The organism is Rhizobacter sp., from assembly GCF_032229685.1.
Classification (GTDB): Bacteria; Pseudomonadota; Gammaproteobacteria; order Burkholderiales; family Burkholderiaceae_C; genus LMDS01.
In genome coordinates this window covers 1-18354 of the sequence record NZ_JAVTWP010000033.1, presented here as the reverse complement: position 1 = coordinate 18354, position 18354 = coordinate 1, and the positions used below count along the sequence as shown (strand labels likewise).

11 protein-coding genes are annotated in these 18354 nt (G+C 68.9%); 6 read left to right on the top strand and 5 right to left on the bottom strand.

Annotated elements, in window-relative coordinates; translation table 11 throughout:
* Positions 1-7 precede the first annotated feature (7 nt).
* Positions 8-2611: a DUF349 domain-containing protein gene (locus tag AC30PD_RS15515; protein ID WP_489536563.1), complete on the bottom strand. Its 2604-nt coding sequence runs from the start codon at positions 2609-2611 to the stop codon at positions 8-10.
* 152 nt (positions 2612-2763) lie between these two features.
* Between AC30PD_RS15515 and AC30PD_RS15510 the strand changes: the two genes are divergently transcribed.
* The 4 genes from AC30PD_RS15510 (at position 2764) to AC30PD_RS15495 (ending at position 9403) form a co-directional block, all read left to right on the top strand.
* Positions 2764-2916, top strand: a complete 153-nt coding sequence (locus tag AC30PD_RS15510; protein ID WP_489536562.1) for a hypothetical protein — start codon at positions 2764-2766, stop codon at positions 2914-2916.
* Positions 2917-2989: 73 nt separating this feature from the next.
* A complete protein-coding gene (locus AC30PD_RS15505) occupies positions 2990-7708 on the top strand; it encodes a GAF domain-containing protein (protein ID WP_489536561.1) in 4719 nt (1572 codons plus the stop codon).
* A 10-nt stretch (positions 7709-7718) separates the two neighbouring features.
* Positions 7719-8042 (top strand): Hpt domain-containing protein, encoded by a 324-nt coding sequence (locus AC30PD_RS15500; RefSeq protein ID WP_489536560.1) that lies wholly within the window; start codon positions 7719-7721, stop codon positions 8040-8042.
* The gene (locus AC30PD_RS15495) at positions 8039-9403 is read left to right on the top strand and encodes a response regulator (protein WP_489536559.1); all 1365 of its coding nucleotides are present in this window, start codon (positions 8039-8041) and stop codon (positions 9401-9403) included. Before AC30PD_RS15500 ends, AC30PD_RS15495 begins: the two co-directional genes overlap by 4 nt.
* On the opposite strand, the gene AC30PD_RS15490 is transcribed toward AC30PD_RS15495, so the two are convergent.
* Positions 9393-9596 carry a hypothetical protein gene (locus AC30PD_RS15490; RefSeq protein WP_489536558.1) on the bottom strand — a complete coding sequence of 68 codons (204 nt, stop codon included), beginning with the start codon at positions 9594-9596 and terminating at the stop codon, positions 9393-9395. The two genes, AC30PD_RS15495 and AC30PD_RS15490, sit on opposite strands and share 11 nt — an antisense overlap.
* Positions 9597-9750: 154 nt before the next feature.
* Here AC30PD_RS15490 and AC30PD_RS15485 point away from each other — a divergent pair, with 154 nt between their 5' ends.
* On the top strand, positions 9751-10872 hold the full coding sequence (locus tag AC30PD_RS15485; RefSeq protein WP_489536557.1) for a class I SAM-dependent DNA methyltransferase: 1122 nt from the start codon (positions 9751-9753) through the stop codon (positions 10870-10872).
* 394 nt (positions 10873-11266) lie between these two features.
* On the opposite strand, the gene AC30PD_RS15480 is transcribed toward AC30PD_RS15485, so the two are convergent.
* Positions 11267-12886: a DUF8696 domain-containing protein gene (locus AC30PD_RS15480; RefSeq protein ID WP_489536556.1), complete on the bottom strand. Its 1620-nt coding sequence runs from the start codon at positions 12884-12886 to the stop codon at positions 11267-11269.
* Between the two features lie 101 nt (positions 12887-12987).
* Here AC30PD_RS15480 and AC30PD_RS15475 point away from each other — a divergent pair, with 101 nt between their 5' ends.
* A complete protein-coding gene (locus AC30PD_RS15475) occupies positions 12988-14418 on the top strand; it encodes a sensor histidine kinase (protein ID WP_489536555.1) in 1431 nt (476 codons plus the stop codon).
* A 3-nt stretch (positions 14419-14421) separates the two neighbouring features.
* On the opposite strand, the gene AC30PD_RS15470 is transcribed toward AC30PD_RS15475, so the two are convergent.
* A complete protein-coding gene (locus tag AC30PD_RS15470; RefSeq protein WP_489536554.1) occupies positions 14422-15129 on the bottom strand; it encodes a response regulator transcription factor in 708 nt (235 codons plus the stop codon).
* 33 nt (positions 15130-15162) lie between these two features.
* A partial coding sequence (locus tag AC30PD_RS15465; RefSeq protein WP_489536553.1) for an excinuclease ABC subunit UvrA occupies positions 15163-18354 on the bottom strand: 3192 nt, incomplete at its 5' end.

Genomic DNA, 18354 nt, shown 5'->3' with positions numbered 1-18354 from the left:
CAGCCCCTCAGCCGGCGTGAGCCGGCCCGCGTTCGCGCAGCGTCTTGATGATCTGGCCGAGCCGCGCGCGTTGCGCGGCATCGAGCCCGCGGTGGCCGAGTGCGGCGGCCAGCCACTGCTCCGGCGTGAACGCAGCCGAGGCGACCGAGGGGCGGCTCTCCAGTGCCGCTTTCATCGCCTGCAGCTTCAGCGCGCGGCGCGCTGCTTCGAACGCGGGAGGCGAATCGAGCTGGTACGCGGCTTCGAGTTGCAGCAGCAGTTCGTCGACGTTCGTGGTGGTGGCAGCCGATGCAGCCGCCGGTGCCACACGCTGCGCCAGCGCCTGATCCCAAACCACAGGCAGGGCCGGCAACGCAGCCCAACGTTGTTCGAGCAGCGCGCGCGCAGGCGCCGGGTCGTTGGCCTCGGCCGCTTCGGCTTCGAACTGCTCGCAGGCTTCGAGCCGGGCGAGCAGCGCGTCGCACTGGCCGTGCCAGCGGCGCTGCGCGCTCGTGGCGAGCCACTGGCGAACCTGGTCGCGTGCGCTGCGGTACTGCGCGTCGAGCGCGGCTGCATCATGGCGCGGCGCCGGGCCGGCGCGTTGCCAGGCCGACTCGACCTCGCCCAGCGTGCGATGCAGTTCGGCCGGCGGTGTGTCGGCACCAAGCCCCGCGAGCCGCTCGATCAGCGCCGCGCGTTCGGCCCCATGCGCCCGGAACTCAGCATCGCGGGCGTTGAAGGCCGCGTCGCGCGCGCTGAACACGGCGTCGATGTGGCCCTTGAACGTGCCCCACAGCGCGTTATCGAGCGCACGAGGCAACGGCAGTCGCGTTGCTTGCTGCTGCCATTCGCCCTGCAGCTCGCGCACCCTCGGGAACAGGTCACGCCCGGGCTCGCCGGTGCCGGCTTCGGCGGCCAGCGCCGCGGCCCGTGCGACCAGCTGTTCGCGGCCGCGCTGCGCCACGCGCCGCGCTTCGTTCAACGGGGTTTCGACGCGCTGCACGGCCGCGCGCATGCGCTCGACCAGCGCGTCGCGCTGTTTGTGCGGCACGGTGTGTTCGAGCGGCCCCAGCCGGCGCCAGTCGGTCTCGAAACGATCGAGCGCGACGGCCAGCGTCTTCCAGTCGGGCGCGGGATCTTCAGCACCGGGCAACCCGAGCGCGTTCAGCGCCTCGACGAGCTGCTCGCGCGACTGCAGGTTCTGTTGCCGCGCGGCGCGTTGCAGGTCGAGGTGCGCGGCCACCGGCGCGTGCGCGGTCTTGAGCGCGGCCTCGAAGCGCTGCCACAGCGCGCGGCTGGTGGCGCCGCCGAGCCGGTCGAGTTCTTTCCAGCGCGCGCGCAGGTCGTCGATCAGGCCGGCCTGTTCCTTGACAGAGAGTTTCACGCTCAGCGCGCCGGCCTCGCCGAGCGTGGTGGCCGCGAGCGCTTCGGCCTGCAGCACGAGCTCGTCGCGCGCCAGGCCACCGCCCCAGTGCTGCCAGCCTTTCAGGCGCGTGTAGCCGGCCTGCACCGCGTCGATGCGTGCGCTGTAGGCCGCCGCTGGCGTGCCGCCGTGCAGCAACTCGTCGATCTCGACCAGATGCTGGTGCGTCGGGCCGAGCTGGCCTTCGGCGAGCGCGGCCTCGGCGTGTTCGAGCGCCGTGGCCAGGGCCTGGGTGTTCTGTGTCTTCGTCTCGCGTGAGCGCTCGCGCGCCTGCTCGCGCTGCTCGGTGCGGCGACTTTGCTTCGCGTCGTCGCGTGCTTGTTGCCACAGCGCGAAGCGTTGCTGCAGCGCGCGCTCGAGCGCGGCGTCGGGCAGCGGTGCGGACTGAGGCCAGTCTGCACCCGGGTCGCCCGCGGTCGTTCCCTGCAGCAAGGCGTCGAGCACTTCGAGGCGCGCATCGAGTGCTTCGGCACCGTGCAGCGCCGCTCGCAACGGCGCTTGTTGCTCGGCGTCGGTCGTCGCGTCGAGCACGGCACGCGCGGCGGCGCTGGCCTCGGCGAGCTGGCTCCGGTCCTGGGCGCCTTCGGCGGCGGCGAGGCACGCGGCCTGCAGCCCGGCGAGCGCAACGCGTGCCTCGGCGGCTTGGCGTTCGAGCGCGAGCGCCTGATCGCCACGCTCACGCGTGAGGCTGGCCAACTGCGCGAGCAGCGCTTCGAACTCGGCGCGTTGTGCGGCATCGACCGACGCGGCGTTCAAAGCGCGCCAGCCGCGGTCGAGCTCGACGAGCCGATTCGAGGGAATCACCGCTTCGCCGACCAACGCACGGGCCGCTTCGATCAGGCGGCCCGCCTGCTCGGCGGTTTCACGCACGGCGACTTGCGCCAGGTGTCGCTGTTTGGCCAGGCGGTGCACGCGGCGGTCGGTGTCGCGCAGCTCGCGTTCGGCGAGCTTCAGCGTGGCTTCGCCGGTGAGAGCGGCCACGGCGGCGAGCTTCACGTCGACCGGCGCCTGGCTCCGCGCCAGCGCCAGCAGCGCGCTGTCGTCGCCGAGCGCGGCCTGCAGTTGCTGCGGCCAATCGATGGCCGGGGCAGCGGTCTTCGCGGCGGGCGCGGCTGGGGTGGCGGCCGGGGCCGGGGCGGGCGGCCGCTCGGTGGCGGCGGCCTTGTTCTTCTTGAAGATCCAGTCGAGCATGGTGCGGTGGTCGGGCATTCGGGCAGGAGTGCGCATTGTGGGCGGTGTGGCGGACGCCGGTTTCAGAACGATTCAGGTCGGCTTCAGGCGGCCAAAGGACTGAAGCGGGGCCGGCGGGCGACAGTGCAGCCATCGACAACGCACTGCCCACCACCCCGAAGGAGCCCACCATGAACACCACCCGCCCGAACCACCGCTTCGCCGCCGCCATCGCTTCGGCCGCCATCACTTTCGTGCTGTTTTCGGCCGTGGCCTGCCAGGTCCAGCCGCCGGTCGCCAGCTCGCTGCTGGCCCAGGCGGCGCCCACCGCCGTCGTTCGCTGAAGCTCGGCGGAGCAGCACCCGCCTGTAGACTGCGCTCGGTCGGCGCCGGCCGCACCGCTTCGTCGAGCAGCCCATGCCTGGTCCGAAAAAGATTCAGAAGCACCACGCGCCGTCGCCCGCCGCCGCTGCGGCCGACTTTCGCCAGCCCTTCGAACGCCTCGTCGACACCGGCCTGCGCCTGAACGAACTGCGCAGCGCCGAGGCCTTGCACGAATTCCTGATCGACGAGGCCGCCGAACTCAGCGGCGCCGAACGGGTGATGCTGGTGCTCGACACCGACGGTGTGCCACGGCCCGCCGGCGCCGTGCTGCCGCCGGGCGAAACGGCCGACGAACTGCTCGCCGCCGTGACGCCGTGGCTCACAGAAGCGCGGCGCACCCGCGGCGTGAGCCTGCGCCACGGGCCCGACGGTGCTGCCGCCATCGAGCAGCGCTCGTGCCTCGTCGCCCCCCTGATCGCACGGAACGAACTGCTCGGGTTTCTGTACGCCGACATCGGCGGCGCTTTCGGCCGCTTCGACGACGCCGACCGCGACATGCTGGCAATGCTCGCCAGCCAGGCGGCCGTGGCGCTCGCCAACATCGGCATCGCCGAAGGCCTGGAGCACACCGTGGCCGAGCGCACGGCGCAGGCCGAGCAGCGCGCAGCCGAGCTGGCGGTGATCAACAGCATCCAGCAAGGCATGGCGGCGAAGCTCGACTTTCAGGGCATCGTCGACCTCGTCGGCGACAAGCTGCGCGAAGTGCTGGGCAGCGGAGACCTCTCGATCAGCTGGATCGACCACACGCGGCGCGCGGTCCACACGCCCTACGTGTTCGAGCATGGGGTGCGGCTGGCCGCGCACGAGAGCGTCGTCGAATCCGACGAACGCTGGGCGCAGATCCTGGCGCGGCGCGAGCCGCTGATCGAGAACACGCTGGCCGAAGGCCTGGCTTCGGGCCTGGTGCCGGGCACCGACGCCAGCCTGTCCAACGTGCTGGCGCCCATGGTCAGCGGCGATCGCCGCGTCGGCGGCATCCGGGTCGAGAACTTCGAGCGCGAATACGCCTTCGGCGAAGCCGAGGTGCGGCTGCTCACGACCATCGCCGCGGGCATGGCAACGGCGCTCGAGAACGCACGGCTGTTCGACGAGACCCAGCGGCTGCTGAAGGAAACCGAGGCCCGCAATACCGAACTGGCGGTGATCAACAGCATCCAGCAAGGCGTGGGCGCCGAACTGAACTTCCAGGCCATCGTCGACCTCGTCGGCGACAAGCTGCGCGAGGTGTTCGAGACCGGCAACATCCTGATCAACTGGCGCGACGCCGCGACCGCGACACGCCATGTTCTCTACGGGTACGAACACGGCGTGCGCTCGGAGCTGCCCGCAGTGCCCGACCTGCTGGAGCGGCCGATCGACAAGGCGCTGCTGCAGCGCCGCCCCGTCGTCGTGCAGAACCGAGCCGAAGCCGATGCGTTGGGCCTCCACCACTTCGAAGGCACCGACGTGAGCCTGTCCTCGGTGTTCGTGCCGATGTTCTCGGGCGAGCGTTTCCTGGGCGCCATCGTGCTCGAGAACTACCAACGCGAAAACGCGTTCGGCGAGGCCGAGGTGCGCCTGCTCTCCACCGTGGCCGCCAGCATGGGTGTGGCGCTCGAGAACGCGCGGCTGTTCGACGAGACCCAGCGGCTGCTGAAGGAAACCGAGCAGCGCAATGCGGAGCTGGCGGTGATCAACCGCATCCAGCACGGCATGGCCGCCAAGCTCGAGTTCCAGGCCATCATCGATCTGGTGGGCGACCAGCTGCGCGAGGTGCTGCACACGCAGGACATCGGCATCACCTGGTGGGACCCGAAGACCGAGCGCGTGCACCCGCTCTACGCATACGAACACGGGCAGCGCCTGTTTCACCCGCCTCGCCCGCTGCTTTCCGGCGGCCCCGGCGAGACGATGTTCAAGACCCGCGCGCCCGTCGTGATCAACACACGCGCCGAGCTGGACAGGATCGCCGGCGCGCCCACCCCGGGCACCGACATGGCGCAGTGTGCGGTGTGGGTGCCCATCATCGGCAGCGATCGCATGCTGGGCGCCGTGCAGCTCGAGAACCACGAGCGCGAGCACGCTTTCGGCGAGTCCGAAGTGCGGCTGCTGCAGACGGTGGCCGCCTCGATGGGCGTGGCGCTCGAGAACGCACGCCTGCTCGAAGAAACACAACGCCGCGAGCGCGAGTCGTCGGCGCTCTCGGACGTGGGCCGCGACCTGTCGTCGTCGCTCGACCTGCCGACCGTGATGGACCGCATCGCCAACCACGCGCGCGATCTGCTGCACGCCAGCAACAGCGCGATCTTCCTGCCCGAGCCTGGCGGGCGCACGCACCGCGCGATCGTGGCGGTGGGCGACATCGCCAGCGAGCTCAAGGCCGCCGTGGTCGAGACCGGCGTCGGCATCATCGGCAACCTGCTGCAAAGTGGCCGGGCCGAGCGCATCAACAACACCTCGGCCGACCCGCGCGTGCGGCAGATCCCCGGCACACCGCTGCAGAGCGAAGAACGGCTGATGGTCGTGCCCCTGCTCGCCGGTGCCGAAGTGCAAGGCGCGATGGCGGTGTGGCGCAACGGCGGTGCGCCCTTCGAAGCCCACGAGCTGGAGTTCCTGACCGGCCTGTCGCGCCAGGCCACCGTGGCACTGCAGAACGCGCGGCTGTTCAACGAGACGCAAGCCGCACTGCAACGCCAGACGGCCAGCGCCGACATCCTGCGCGTGATCAGCCAGTCGCCCACCGACGTGCAGCCGGTCGTCGATGTCATCGTCACCACCGCGCGGCGGCTGCTGGGGTGCCACAGGAGCACGGTGTTCCTGCAGCGGGAAGGCGACGTGCTGACCATAGCCAGCCACGCTTCAGCCCATGGCGTGGGACCGATCTTGTCGGTACAGCTGCCGTTCGACCCGGCGCATAACTTGCCGGCACGGACGCTCGCGTCCAAGGCCTTGCTGCACATCCCTGACTGGTCGGCCATCGAATTGCCAGCGCACGAGCGAGAAGGCCACCGCACCGCGTCCACACGGGCGTCCTTGTTGCTGCCGCTTTTGCGCGGCCAAGATCAGCAAGGCCTGGGCGTGCTGGCCTTCCAGCGCGACAGGCCCGAGGCCTTCAGTGACGGCGACATCGCGCTGGCTCAGACCTTTGCCGACCAGGCGGTGATCGCGATCGAGAACGTCCGACTGTTCAACGAGACGAAAGCGGCCCGCGAGCAGGCCGAAGCCGCCAACGAAGCCAAGAGCGCATTCCTGGCGACCATGAGCCACGAGATCCGCACGCCGATGAACGCCGTCATCGGCATGAGCGGGTTGCTGCTGGACACACCGCTGAACGAAGAACAGCGCGAGTTCGCCGGCACCATCCGCGACAGCGGCGATGCGCTCTTGACCATCATCAACGACATCCTCGACTTCTCGAAGATCGAGGCCGGCCGCATGGACATCGAGGCCCAGCCCTTCGACCTGCGCGAATGCGTGGAGGCGGCGCTCGACCTGATCGGCCCGCGCGCCGCCGAAAAGCACCTCGACATCGCCTACCTGTTCGAGGGTGATGTGCCCGAAGCGCTCGACGGCGACGTGACCCGGCTGCGCCAGGTGCTGCTGAACCTGCTGGCCAACGCGGTGAAGTTCACCGAGCACGGCGAAGTGGTGCTGAGTGTGTCGGCACGCGCCGTCGAGGGCGGCGCCGAGCTGGCCTTCGCAGTGCGCGACACCGGCATCGGGCTGTCGGCCGACGGCATGGGCCGCCTGTTCCAGTCGTTCTCGCAGGCCGACTCATCGACCACGCGCCGCTACGGCGGCACCGGCCTGGGCCTGGCGATCAGCAAGCGGCTGGTCGAGCTGATGGGCGGCACGATGCGGGTCGACAGCCCCGGGCCGGGCCGGGGCGCGACCTTCTCGTTCACGATCGTCGCGCCGCTCGCCCGCTCGCCGCAGCCGAACCGGCGCACACTCGTCGGCCGCCAGCCCGACCTCGGCGGCAAGCGTGTGCTGGTGGTCGACGACAACGCCACCAACCGCAAGGTGCTCACGCTGCAGACCGGCAAGTGGGGCATGCTGCCACGCGACACCGAGTCGCCGGCCGAGGCCTTGCGCTGGTTGGGCAGCGGCGAATCGTTCGACCTCGCGGTGCTCGACATGCACATGCCCGGCATGGACGGGCTCGCGCTGGCACGGCAGATCCACGCGCTGCGGCCGGCGCTGCCGCTGGTGCTCTTCAGCTCGCTCGGTCGGCGCGAGGCCGGCGACACCGAGGGCCTGTTCAAGGCCTACCTGAGCAAGCCGCTGCGGCAGACGCAACTCTTCGACACGCTGGTGGGCCTGCTCGGGCACGGCTCGGCCATGCCGGCGAAGCACCAGCCCGCCACGCTGGACGCCGGCATGGCCACACGCCACCCGCTGCGCATCCTGGTGGCCGAAGACAATGTGGTGAACCAGAAGCTGGCGTTGCGCCTGCTGCAGCAGATGGGCTACCGCGCCGACCTGGCCGGCAACGGCATCGAAGCGATCGAGAGCATCGCGCGCCAGCTCTACGACGTGGTGCTGATGGACGTGCAGATGCCCGAGATGGACGGCCTGGAAGCAAGCCGCCGCATCACCGCACGCTGGCCGGCCGGCCGCCGGCCGCGTATCGTCGCGATGACCGCCAACGCGATGCAGGGCGACCGCGCAGCCTGCCTCGCTGCGGGCATGGACGACTACATCAGCAAGCCGATCCGCGTCGACCAGCTCGTGGCGGCGCTGGCCGACACCATGCCGCGTGCCGAACCCTGAGCAAGCCACCATGATCGACCCGCACACTTTCGACGAACTGCAGGCCAACGCCGGCGCCGACTTCGTGGCCGAACTGGTCGACACCTTCGCCGAAGAAGCGCCCTTGCTGCTCTCCGAATTGCACGCCGCGCTCGCGGCTGGCGCGGCAGAGCGCTTCAGGCGCGCAGCACACTCGCTCAAGAGCAACGGCAACACTTTCGGTGCCACGCGGCTGGCCACGATGGCGCTTGCGCTCGAACTCGGCGGTCTGCCGGCCGACGCTTCGGCGTTGGACGCACTGGCGCCGGAGATCGACGCCACGCTCGCAGCGCTGCGCACCCTGGCCCGCTCATGAGCGCCGGCACGCTGCACCCCGAAGGTGGCGCGTTCTGCCGCTTCGAGGTTCTGCCGGCCGAGCGCCGGCTGCTCGTCGACGGCCGGCCGGTGGCGCTCGGCAGCCGCGCTTTCGACCTGCTGGCGGCGCTGGTGGCGCGGCGCGACCGCGTGGTGCCGAAAGACGAACTGATCGACGTGGTCTGGCCCGGCCTTGTGGTCGAAGAGAACAACCTGCAGGTGCAGATCTCGGCCTTGCGCAAGATCCTCGGCGCCCAGGCCATCGCCACGGTACCGGGGCGCGGCTACCAGTTCACGGTGGCTGCGCTGGCCGTGGGTGCGGCAGCGCCCCGCGCGGCCGAAGCGGGCCCTCTGCCCGCGCCCGAGCGCCCGGCCGCCGCGGCTTCGCGCGTCTCGCGCCTGCTGGTGGCCGACGACAACAAGGTCAACCGCCTGCTGCTGTGCCGCTCGCTCGAACTGATGGGGCACGAGGTCGCCAGCGCCGACAACGGCCGCACCGCGCTCGACAAGTTGCGCAGCGAACGTTTCGACCTGCTGCTGCTCGACCTCGAAATGCCCGAGGTCGATGGTTTCAGCCTGCTCGAACAGCGTGCCGCCGACCCCACGCTTCAGGCGGTGCCGGTGATCGTGACCAGCTCGCTCGAAGGCGCGGCGCCCGTGGCGCGCTGCATCGAACTGGGGGCCGACGACTACCTGCACAAGCCGGTCAACCCGGTGTTGCTGAAAGCGCGTGTCAACTCCAGCCTGGAGCGCAAACACTGGCGTGACCGCGAGCGTGAGTTGCTTGCACGCCTGGCGCCGGGTGAGCCTACCGCCGCGGCCCGGCGCGTCGAGGCCACGCTGCTGGTCGCCCGGCTCCACGACATCGACATGCCGCGGCAGCCGCCGCATGAAACGCTCGAGCTGCTGGGCAACTGGAGCACGCTGATGCTCGACGCGATCGAGAGCCACGGCGGCGTGCTGTGGCAGATGGCGGGCGACCGGCTCACGGCGGTGTTCGAGGGCGCCGCGCAGGCCGCCGTGCCGGCCGCGCTGGAGATGACCCAACTGCTCGCGATGTTCAATGCTGAGCGCTCGGCGGCAGGCAAGCCGGCCGTCGCTCAGGGCATCGGCATCGCGCGTGGCGACGTGCTCACGGGTCACGTCGGCACGCCGCAGCGCGCCGTTCGCGTGTGGCTGGGCACCGCGCTGCAGCGGGCCGAGCGGCTGCAGGCGCTGGCCAGCGAACGCGGCGCGCCGGTGCTCATCGACGCCGCGGCCCACACGGCCCTGGCCGGCAGCCTGGCGACCACCTCGCAGCCGCCGGCCGTCCTGCCGGGCAACGCCGCTGCCGTGGCCGTGCACGCACCGCTCATTTGTTGATTCGGCCGGCGGCGTTCGAGGCCATCGCCACGGCGACGGGGGCGGCCGGCAGCTTCTCGAGACGCTGGGTCTTGGCGATCAGCACGCTGCGCTGCGGCTCGGCGTTCGAGAGCACGGCACTGAAGAGCACGAAGGTGGTGGCGGCAGCGGTGGCAGCAGCGATCAGGCGGGTGGTGCGGGTCAGCTGGGTCATCGTGGGCTCCGGGGCGTGGGTGGTCGATGGGTTGACTGTCGAGCCGCACCCCCGCTTCAGTCCTTTGCCGATGTGAATCGGTGCTGAAGCGTTCTGAAGGCTCGCGCGGTGTCGGGTCGTGCGGGCTCGACACGCACGTCCGTGACAATGCGGCGTGACCGACACCTCTTCATCCGGCGCCGCGTTCGAGCAGGCCAAGGCCGAATTCCTCGCCGGCCTGGCCAGCCACGAGGCGGGTGACTTCGCCCAGGCCGAACAGCACTACCAAGCCTCGCTGCGCCTGCTGCCCGGCCGCGCGTCGACGCTGATCAACCTCGCGGCCACGCAGTTGCGGCTCGGGCACCCGGCCGATGCGCTGGCCAACGCGGAAGCCGCACTCGCCACCGAGCCCGCCAGCGCCGACGCGCTGCTGCACCGCGGCACCGCGCTTGCCGAACTCGGCCGCGCAGCCGAAGCGCTGGCGGTTTTCGAGCAACTCACGTCGCTGGAGCCCGCCCACGCATTGGGCTGGAGCCACCGTGGCAGCCTGCTGCGCGAATCGCAGCGCCACCACGAGGCCGAGGCGGCCTTCCGCGAAGCCCTTCGCCACGGCGCCGACGAGACATTGCATCGCTATTACCTGGCCGGGCTGGGCGCCGAGGGCGCGCCGCCGGCACCACCACCGGCTTACGTCGAGCGCCTGTTCGACGCTTATGCCGGCGACTTCGACACCCACCTCGTCGGCACCCTGGGCTACCGCGCACACCATGAGCTCGTGGACCGCGTGCAGCGCTGCGCCGGCGGCAGCGGCTTCGAGGCCGCACTCGACCTGGGCTGCGGCACCGGGCTCTGCGGCCCGCTGCTGCGGCCGCTGGCACGCCAGCTCACGGGCCTCGACGTCTCGGCGGTGATGCTCGGCCGCGCCCGCGACAGTGCGGTCTACGACCGGCTCGAACAGGCCGACGCCACGCAGTTTCTCGTCGGCACGGCGGAGCGCTTCGACCTGGTGGTGGCGGCCGATGTGCTCATCTACATCGGCGACCCGGCGCCACTGTTCGCCGCGGTGGCGCGGGCGATGCCGCACGGCCTGTTCGCCTTCACGGCAGAAGCGGCCGACGAGGGTGGCGCGGGCTGGCAACTGCTGCCCAGCCTGCGCTACGCGCACGCACGCTCGCACCTGCTGCAGCTCGCGCAAGAGAACGGTTTCGAGCCGGTGCTGGTCGAAGAGGCGCCCGTGCGGCACGAGCAGGGGCGAGACGTGAACGGCCTCTACGTGGTGCTGAGGCGCCTGGCCTGAGCCTACTCGCCGAACATGAGGTAGGTGAACGCGGACGTGGCCAGCGCATACGCCAGCCACTCGCCGGCCGTCTTGAGGGCACGCTTGATGTTCATCGCGCGATGATGTCTGCGGCTCGGTTAAGGTTTGCTTAAAGCCACCGCAAACACGCCGATCCGGCTTCGCTGCCGGCTAGGCAGACGCGTCGGCTACTCGATGCTTGGATCAGGCGCCAGATGCCGGCCATCGGCAGTCCAGCGGTCGGCTCACGCCGATTGCGACGACCAAACGCCACTCCTGCAAAGGTTGCACCAGCGTGGTTGGCAAGCAAGCCGCCGGTGACCGGATCGGCATTGCTCGACAGTCGCCCGCGCTGGCCCTCGGGGTCAAGCGAGGAGCGCCTGCCGTTCTTGGGTCAGCGCGCCAAAGTCGTCACCGCCCCGGCGGGCGTGATCTTGCGAATCGAGAGGTTGTCTCCGTCAGCGACGTAGATGTTGCCCGCCGCATCGACGACGATGCCGAAGAGCTTGTAGCTGAACTTCGCGGCGCGTCCCGTGCCATCGACATTGCCGCAGCTCTCGTTCAGGGTCGGCGCGTTTCCGCCGGCGAGCGTGGTGACCGTACCGTTCGGAGCCACCTTGCGGACGATGCAGAGCCCGGCATCGGTCAGATACATGGTGCCGGTGGTGGAGTCGACAGCGATGCCGCTGTACCTTGCCGATGCGCTGGCATCCTCGGTGACGTTCAGCGTCAAGCCGCTCACCACACCGGCCGCCGTGATCCGCAGTACCGACCCGGACTGCAGCACGTACAAGGTGCCGGCCGAGTCGACGGTCAGGGCGATGGCGTCGACTACCGGGGACAGTGTCGTCTCGATGCCGCCCGCGATCTTCACGATGCGCCTCGAGCGCTCAAGGTAGACAGTCCCGTCGTCGGCGGCTGCCAATATGCGCGCGCCGCCAGCGGCGAATGTGGAGACGGTTCCATCGGGCGCGATGCGGCGAATCACATTGTTCTGGAACTCTGGCACGTAGACGTTGCCGGCCCCATCCCGCCCGATGCCGAACGGCGCTGAAGCCGTCCCTCCGAGATTGAAGCGGGCGGTGGCACCCGACCCATTGACCAGGCCCTCGATGTCGCCGCCGGCGAGCGCGCTGACGGTGCCGTTAGCGGCAACGCGTTCGAATCGGGCGGCTCCCGCGTTGGTCAGGGGGTAGACGGAGTCTTGCGAATAGTTCGGCGCCAGCAGCACTGTCAGTTCCCCCGATGCACTCATGTGCAGTGCGTTCGGCAACCCGCCGAGCGTCACTGGCCTGACGAGCCATGTCGCGGTGTTGCTCGTGACGCTGCCGGAGGCGTTGGTCACCAGGGCGCGGTACTGACGCAGGTTGTTGCTCGCCCCCTGGCCGAAGACGCCGCCTGCAGTGCTGAAGCTGGCAGCGGTGGCGCCACTGATGTTCGTCCAGGTCACCCCGCCATTCAGGCTGACCTGCCACTGAACGGTGGGGGTCGGCGAACCGGTGAACGCGACGGTGAATGTCGCGGATGTGGGCGGTGCAGTGGTCTGTTCGGTCGGCTGTTGCGTGATCACAGGGGCGCTGGGAACACCGGTCACGGTCAGGGTCGCGGCCGCGCTGGTCACGATGCCGGCGGTGTTCTGGATCACGACCCGGAACTGCTGGCCGGTCATCGGCGCGTTCACCGCCGCGATCGAGTAGCTGGCGCCGGACGCGGCCGCGATGTCGCTGAAGGTCAGCCCACCATTGGTGCTGCGTTGCCACTGGTAGGCAAGGCCCCCACCGGACGCGGCAACCGTGAAACTGGCACTCGAGCCCGCGCCGACGCTCACCGATGCCGGTTGACTGGTGATCACGGGGGTACTCGGCAAGGGCGGCGTGTCAGTTCCCCCACCACCCCCGCCACAGGCAGCGACAGCGATCGCGACCACCAGCGACGCGGCAACAACGAACCAGTGTCGCTTTGCGCCCATGGGCACCACCAATTCCCGGGTTCCGGTTCTGAGCACGTCGGCCATCGCAAACCTCAAGTTCAGCCCATTGCCAACACAGAATCGCACCCCGGTTCGCCGCGGTCAACGCTAGGATCGTGAGGAAACATGAGGCACGATGAATCCGTATGAACGAATCCCTCGGAGCCGGCAACACGGAGCGGAACCCCGCGGCGGAAGCCGACCAGACAATGGCAGTCATCGACTGGGCCGCTGCGCCGGAGCGCCATGCGTGGTCGCCGCCTCAGGGGTGGTTGTTGACGTTCCAGGATCGCGCACTCGAGCGGGCGTACCTCCAGTTCGAGTACGAACGGGGTCACAAGGTCATCGTCTCGGGGCTGGGGGTCGGCGTTCTGCTCATGCTGAGCTTCCTCTGGCTCGACCCGATCATCGCGCCCGCACACAGCCTCGCCGCGATTCAATCAATGCGCCTATACATTGGAATACCCTCGACGGTACTGGCCGTCCTCGGTGCCATCTTCATCCGCGATGTGCGCTATTGGCTTCCCTGGATCTCGGTCTTGTTGATATTGGTGGGTGGTCGGGACATACCAATCCTGCTGGCCAAGAATTCCGCCGCTTTCGAATACCTGAGCCCGAGCATCTGGAACATTGTCGTCGCAGCCTTCTTTCTCTGTGGGCTGCCGTTGCGTTGGGGGATGGGCGTCGCCGCGACACTGATGATCATTTTCGCCGGCAGCGCATCGGCCACTGGTGTCGATTCAGTGGCGATCCTGAATCACTTCGCTGTCGACTCCGTCATCATCTTCGTCTTGGCCGCTTTCGCCACCTACCGCTACGAGCGCGCCGCAAGAATGCGCTTTGTGGCTCAGGCGCTGTCGCAGATCGAAGCGACGCAGCGCATCGCCGCCGAATCAGAGCGGCGCCGTTGGCTGGAAGTGCTCGCGGCCTTCCTTCGCCATGAACTGAAGAATGCGATCACCGGGGTAAGTACTTCGGTCGAACTGGCGGGGCGTTCCTGGCCGACAGCTGCCGCAACTCGGTATCTGGCCCGGGCGGATCGCAGCGTTTCCTACATGCGCCGGCTGCTCACGCAGGTGGCCGATGCGACGAGCCTGGAGGCGGCGCTTCGCCTTCGCAACTTCGAGCGCGTGGACTTCGGCGAACTCGTGCGCAACCGAATCGACGACTTTCAGCACGACCATCCGGACCGCACATTCACTGTCGACGCCGATAATGATGTCGCGGTCAACGGCGATGCCGACAGCTTGATCCAGATGCTCGACAAGCTGATCGACAACGCGCTCGAGCATGGCGAGCCGTCGCGACCGATCCAGGTTCAACTGCGCGGCGGGGAACTGAATTGCCAACTCGTCGTCAGCAATGAGGGCGATTCGCTGCCCCTCGACGTGGAGCAGATCTTCGAACCGTTCCTGAGCCGCAAGCGGCGCCGTGCGGGCGGCAACGGGCTCGGGCTGGGGCTGTTCGTGGCGCGCACCATCGCCACCCATCATCGCGGCACGCTGCGTGCGGAGCCGCCCGCGCACCAGGTTGAAGGCGCGCGATTCGTGGTGGAGCTGCCGCGCGCGTCGGCCTGAGTTTCAGGGCGACAGCCAGCGATACCCGCGGCCACGCTCGGTGCGAATGTGGTCGAACGAAGGGTCGACGCGTGAAAAAGCCTCTCGAATCGCTTTCATGTGCGCGGCAACGGTGTTCGGTTCGACCACGATCTTGGCAGCGCGCATCAACTCGGCATGCGAACGCGTCTGGCCGTTCGCCTCGCACAGTGCTTGCAGCATCCAGACCTGTGTCAAGGTCAACTCGAGCGGCTGCGAACGCCAGCGCGCGGTTGCAGTCTGGGGGTCGAACTCGATGTCGACACCGGCCCGCTGTGTGGGCACGATGGCCGCCACCCCTCGCGGCGCTGCGGCGTAAGCCTCCAACCGGCGGAAAAGCGCCTCGATGCGCACGACGAGGTAGTCGAGCGACACGTCCTTGGTGATGTAGTCGTCGGCGCCGAGCCGCAGGCCGGAGATCTTGTCGACCTCGCCGTCATGAGAGGTCAGGAAGATGACCGGCAAACATGGCGCGCGGCGGCGGATCTCGGCGCAGATCGCAAAGCCCGCGTCGCGCTCCCCGTTGAGCGTGATGTCGAGCAACACGAGATCTGGCAAGTCGGAACCGAGGCCCAGCAGCGCGGACTCCTTGTCGCCGTAGCGATCGACTCGAAACCCGAGTCCGGCAAGAAAGTCGGCGTAGTTGCTGAGGATGACTTCGTCGTCTTCGACGAGGGCGAGATGGCGCTTCATGCTGAGCGGACTGTAGCGCCCCTTGCGTCCACCTCACCCCCGCGCCAGCACCGCCCGCAACGCCGCCCCGGTGTGGCTCGCCTTGATCTTCACCAGCGCCTCCGGCGTGCTGCCCGCCACCACCGCGCCACCCTTCACGCCACCTTCGGGCCCGAGGTCGATGACCCAGTCGGCTTCGGCGATCACGTCGAGGTCGTGTTCGATCACGACCACGCTGTGGCCGGCGTCGACCAGGCGGTGCAGCACGCGGATCAGGCGCTCCACGTCGGCCATGTGCAGGCCGACCGTGGGTTCGTCGAGCACGTAGAGCGTGTGCGGCGCCTTGTTGCCGCGCCGGCCCACGTCGTCACGCACCTTGCTCAGCTCGGTGACGAGCTTGATGCGCTGCGCTTCACCGCCACTGAGCGTGGGTGAAGGCTGGCCGAGCGTGAGGTAGCCCAGGCCCACGTCTTTCAGCAGCTGCAGCGGGTGCGAGATGTTCGGCATCGAAGCGAAGAACTCGACCGCTTCGTCGACTTCCATCTTCAGCACGTCGCCGATGCTCTTGCCACGCCAGCTCACCGCCAGCGTCTCGGCGTTGAAGCGCGCGCCGTGGCACACGTCGCAGGCCACTTTCACGTCGGGCAGAAAGCTCATCTCGATCGTGCGCATGCCCTGACCTTCGCAGCCGGGGCAGCGGCCTTCGCCGGTGTTGAAGCTGAAACGCGCAGGCGCGTAACCACGCGCCCGCGCTTCGAGCGTGTCGGCGAAGAGCTTGCGGATCGTGTCCCAGAAGCCGATGTAGGTGGCCGGGCAGGACCGTGGTGTCTTGCCGATCGGCGTCTGGTCGACTTCGAGCACGCGGTCGATGAAGCCCCAGCCGTCGATGGTCTCGCAGCCGTGCCAGGCCGGCTTGCCACCGCGCGTGTTGATGAACTGCAGGTTGGCGAGCAGCACGTCGCGCGCGAGCGTGGACTTGCCGGAGCCGCTCACGCCGGTCACCGCGACCAGGCGCTTCAGCGGCACGTCGACCGTCACGTCTTGCAGGTTGTGCAGCTTCGCGCCGCGGATCGTCAGCAGCCGGTTACCTTCGCCTTCCTTGCGCACGGTCGCGGCCGTCACCGGCTCGACGAAGCGGCGCGCCTGCAGCGGGTGCACCAGCGGGTTCGCGAGCAGGCGGCCGGTCACCGAATCGGCGTTGCGCGCCAGATCGGCCGCGCTGCCTTCGGCCACCAGGTGGCCACCGCGTTTGCCCGCACCCGGGCCGATGTCGATGATGTGGTCGGCGCGGCGGATCGTGTCTTCGTCGTGTTCGACCACGACCAGCGTGTTGCCCTTGTCACTGAGCGTCTGCAGCGCGTTCAGCAGCACCTGGTTGTCGCGCGGGTGCAGGCCGATGGTCGGCTCGTCGAGCACGTAGCACACCCCCTGCAGGTTGCTGCCGAGCTGCGCCGCGAGCCGGATGCGCTGCGCCTCGCCGCCGCTGAGCGTGGGCGCGGCGCGGTCGAGCGTGAGGTAACCGAGGCCCACTTCTTCCAGGAATTCGAGCCGGCTGCGGATCTCGCTGACCACGTCGCGCGCGATCTCGGCGTCGCGGCCGACCAGCTTCAACGCGTCGACCCAATGGCGTGCGTCGCTCACCGACCACTGCGCGATGGCTGCGATCGAATGGGTGTCGAAGGTGACGAGGCGCGACGCCGGGTTCAAGCGAGTGCCGGCACAGTCGGGGCAGGCTTCGTCGACCAGCCCCTCGACTTCTTTTTCTTCGGAAGGGAAGCTCTGTTCCTGGCCGCGGTTGTCGTCGTCACGCACCGAGTCGTCGTAGGCCTTGCGCTGCTCGCGTGTGAGCGCCAGGCCGGTGCCCACGCAGGTCGTGCACCAGCCGTGTTTGCTGTTGTAGCTGAACATGCGCGGGTCGAGCTCGGCGTAACTGGTGCCGCAGGTCGGGCAGGCGCGTTTGGTCGAAAACACCTTGACGCTGCCGATGCCCGCGGTCGAACCGTCGGTGAGCATCGCGCCCTTCAGGCCGTCGAGCGGGCTCAGCAGGTGCATCACGCCCTTGCCGAGTTCGAGCGTTGTGGCGAGCAGGTCGCGCAGTTCGGCTTCGTGGTCGGCGCTGACCACGATGTCGCCGACCGGCAACTCGAGCGTGTGTTCCTTGAAGCGGTCGAGCCGCGGCCACGGGTCGACCTTGACGAATTCGCCGTCGACCCGCAGGTGGGTGTGGCCACGCCCCTTGGCCCACTTGGCAAGGTCGGTGTACAGGCCCTTGCGGTTCACGACCAGTGGTGCGAGCAGGCCGACGTGCTCGCCCTTGTGGTCGCGCAGCAGCTGCGCAGCGATGCTCTCGGCGCTTTGCGGTTTGACGGGTGAACCGTCTTTCACGCAATGCTGCAGGCCGAGCTTCACGTACAGCAGGCGCAGAAAGTGCCAGACCTCGGTGGTCGTCGCCACCGTGCTCTTGCGCCCGCCGCGCGACAGGCGCTGTTCGATCGCGACCGTGGGCGGGATGCCGTAGACCGCATCGACCTCGGGCCGCCCGGCCGGCTGCACGATGCTGCGTGCATAGGCGTTCAACGATTCGAGGTAACGGCGCTGGCCTTCGTTGAACAAAATGTCGAATGCGAGCGTGCTCTTGCCCGAGCCCGAGACGCCGGTGACCACGGTGAACTTGCCGCGCGGAATGCTCACGTCGAGCGACTTCAGGTTGTGCTCGCGCGCGTTGACGATGCGGATCACTTCTTCGCTCGCACGGCGCTCGTCGCGCGCGGCGCGCAAAAGGTACTGCAGCGGCCGGCCCTCTTCGACCTGGTGGCCGTCGAGGCCCATCGCGATGTCGTAGTCGGCCAGCGCCTTGCCGGTGTGCGACGTGGGATGGCGTTTCACGTCTTCCGGCGTGCCGGTGCAGACGATCAAGCCGCCCGCGTCACCCCCTTCGGGGCCGAGGTCGATCAGCCAGTCTGCGGCGCGGATCACGTCGAGGTTGTGCTCGATCACGATCAGCGAATGCCCAGCGTCGAGCAGCTTGCGGAACGAACGCATCAGCTTGGCGATGTCGTCGAAATGCAGGCCGGTCGTGGGCTCGTCGAACATGAACAGCGTGCCGCGTTTGGCGACCTTCTGGCCGCTGGCACTGCCGTTCTGCGAGGCTTCGGCCAGAAAGCCGGCCAGCTTCAGGCGCTGCGCTTCGCCCCCCGAGAGCGTGGGCACCGGCTGGCCGAGCTTCACGTATTCGAGGCCCACGTC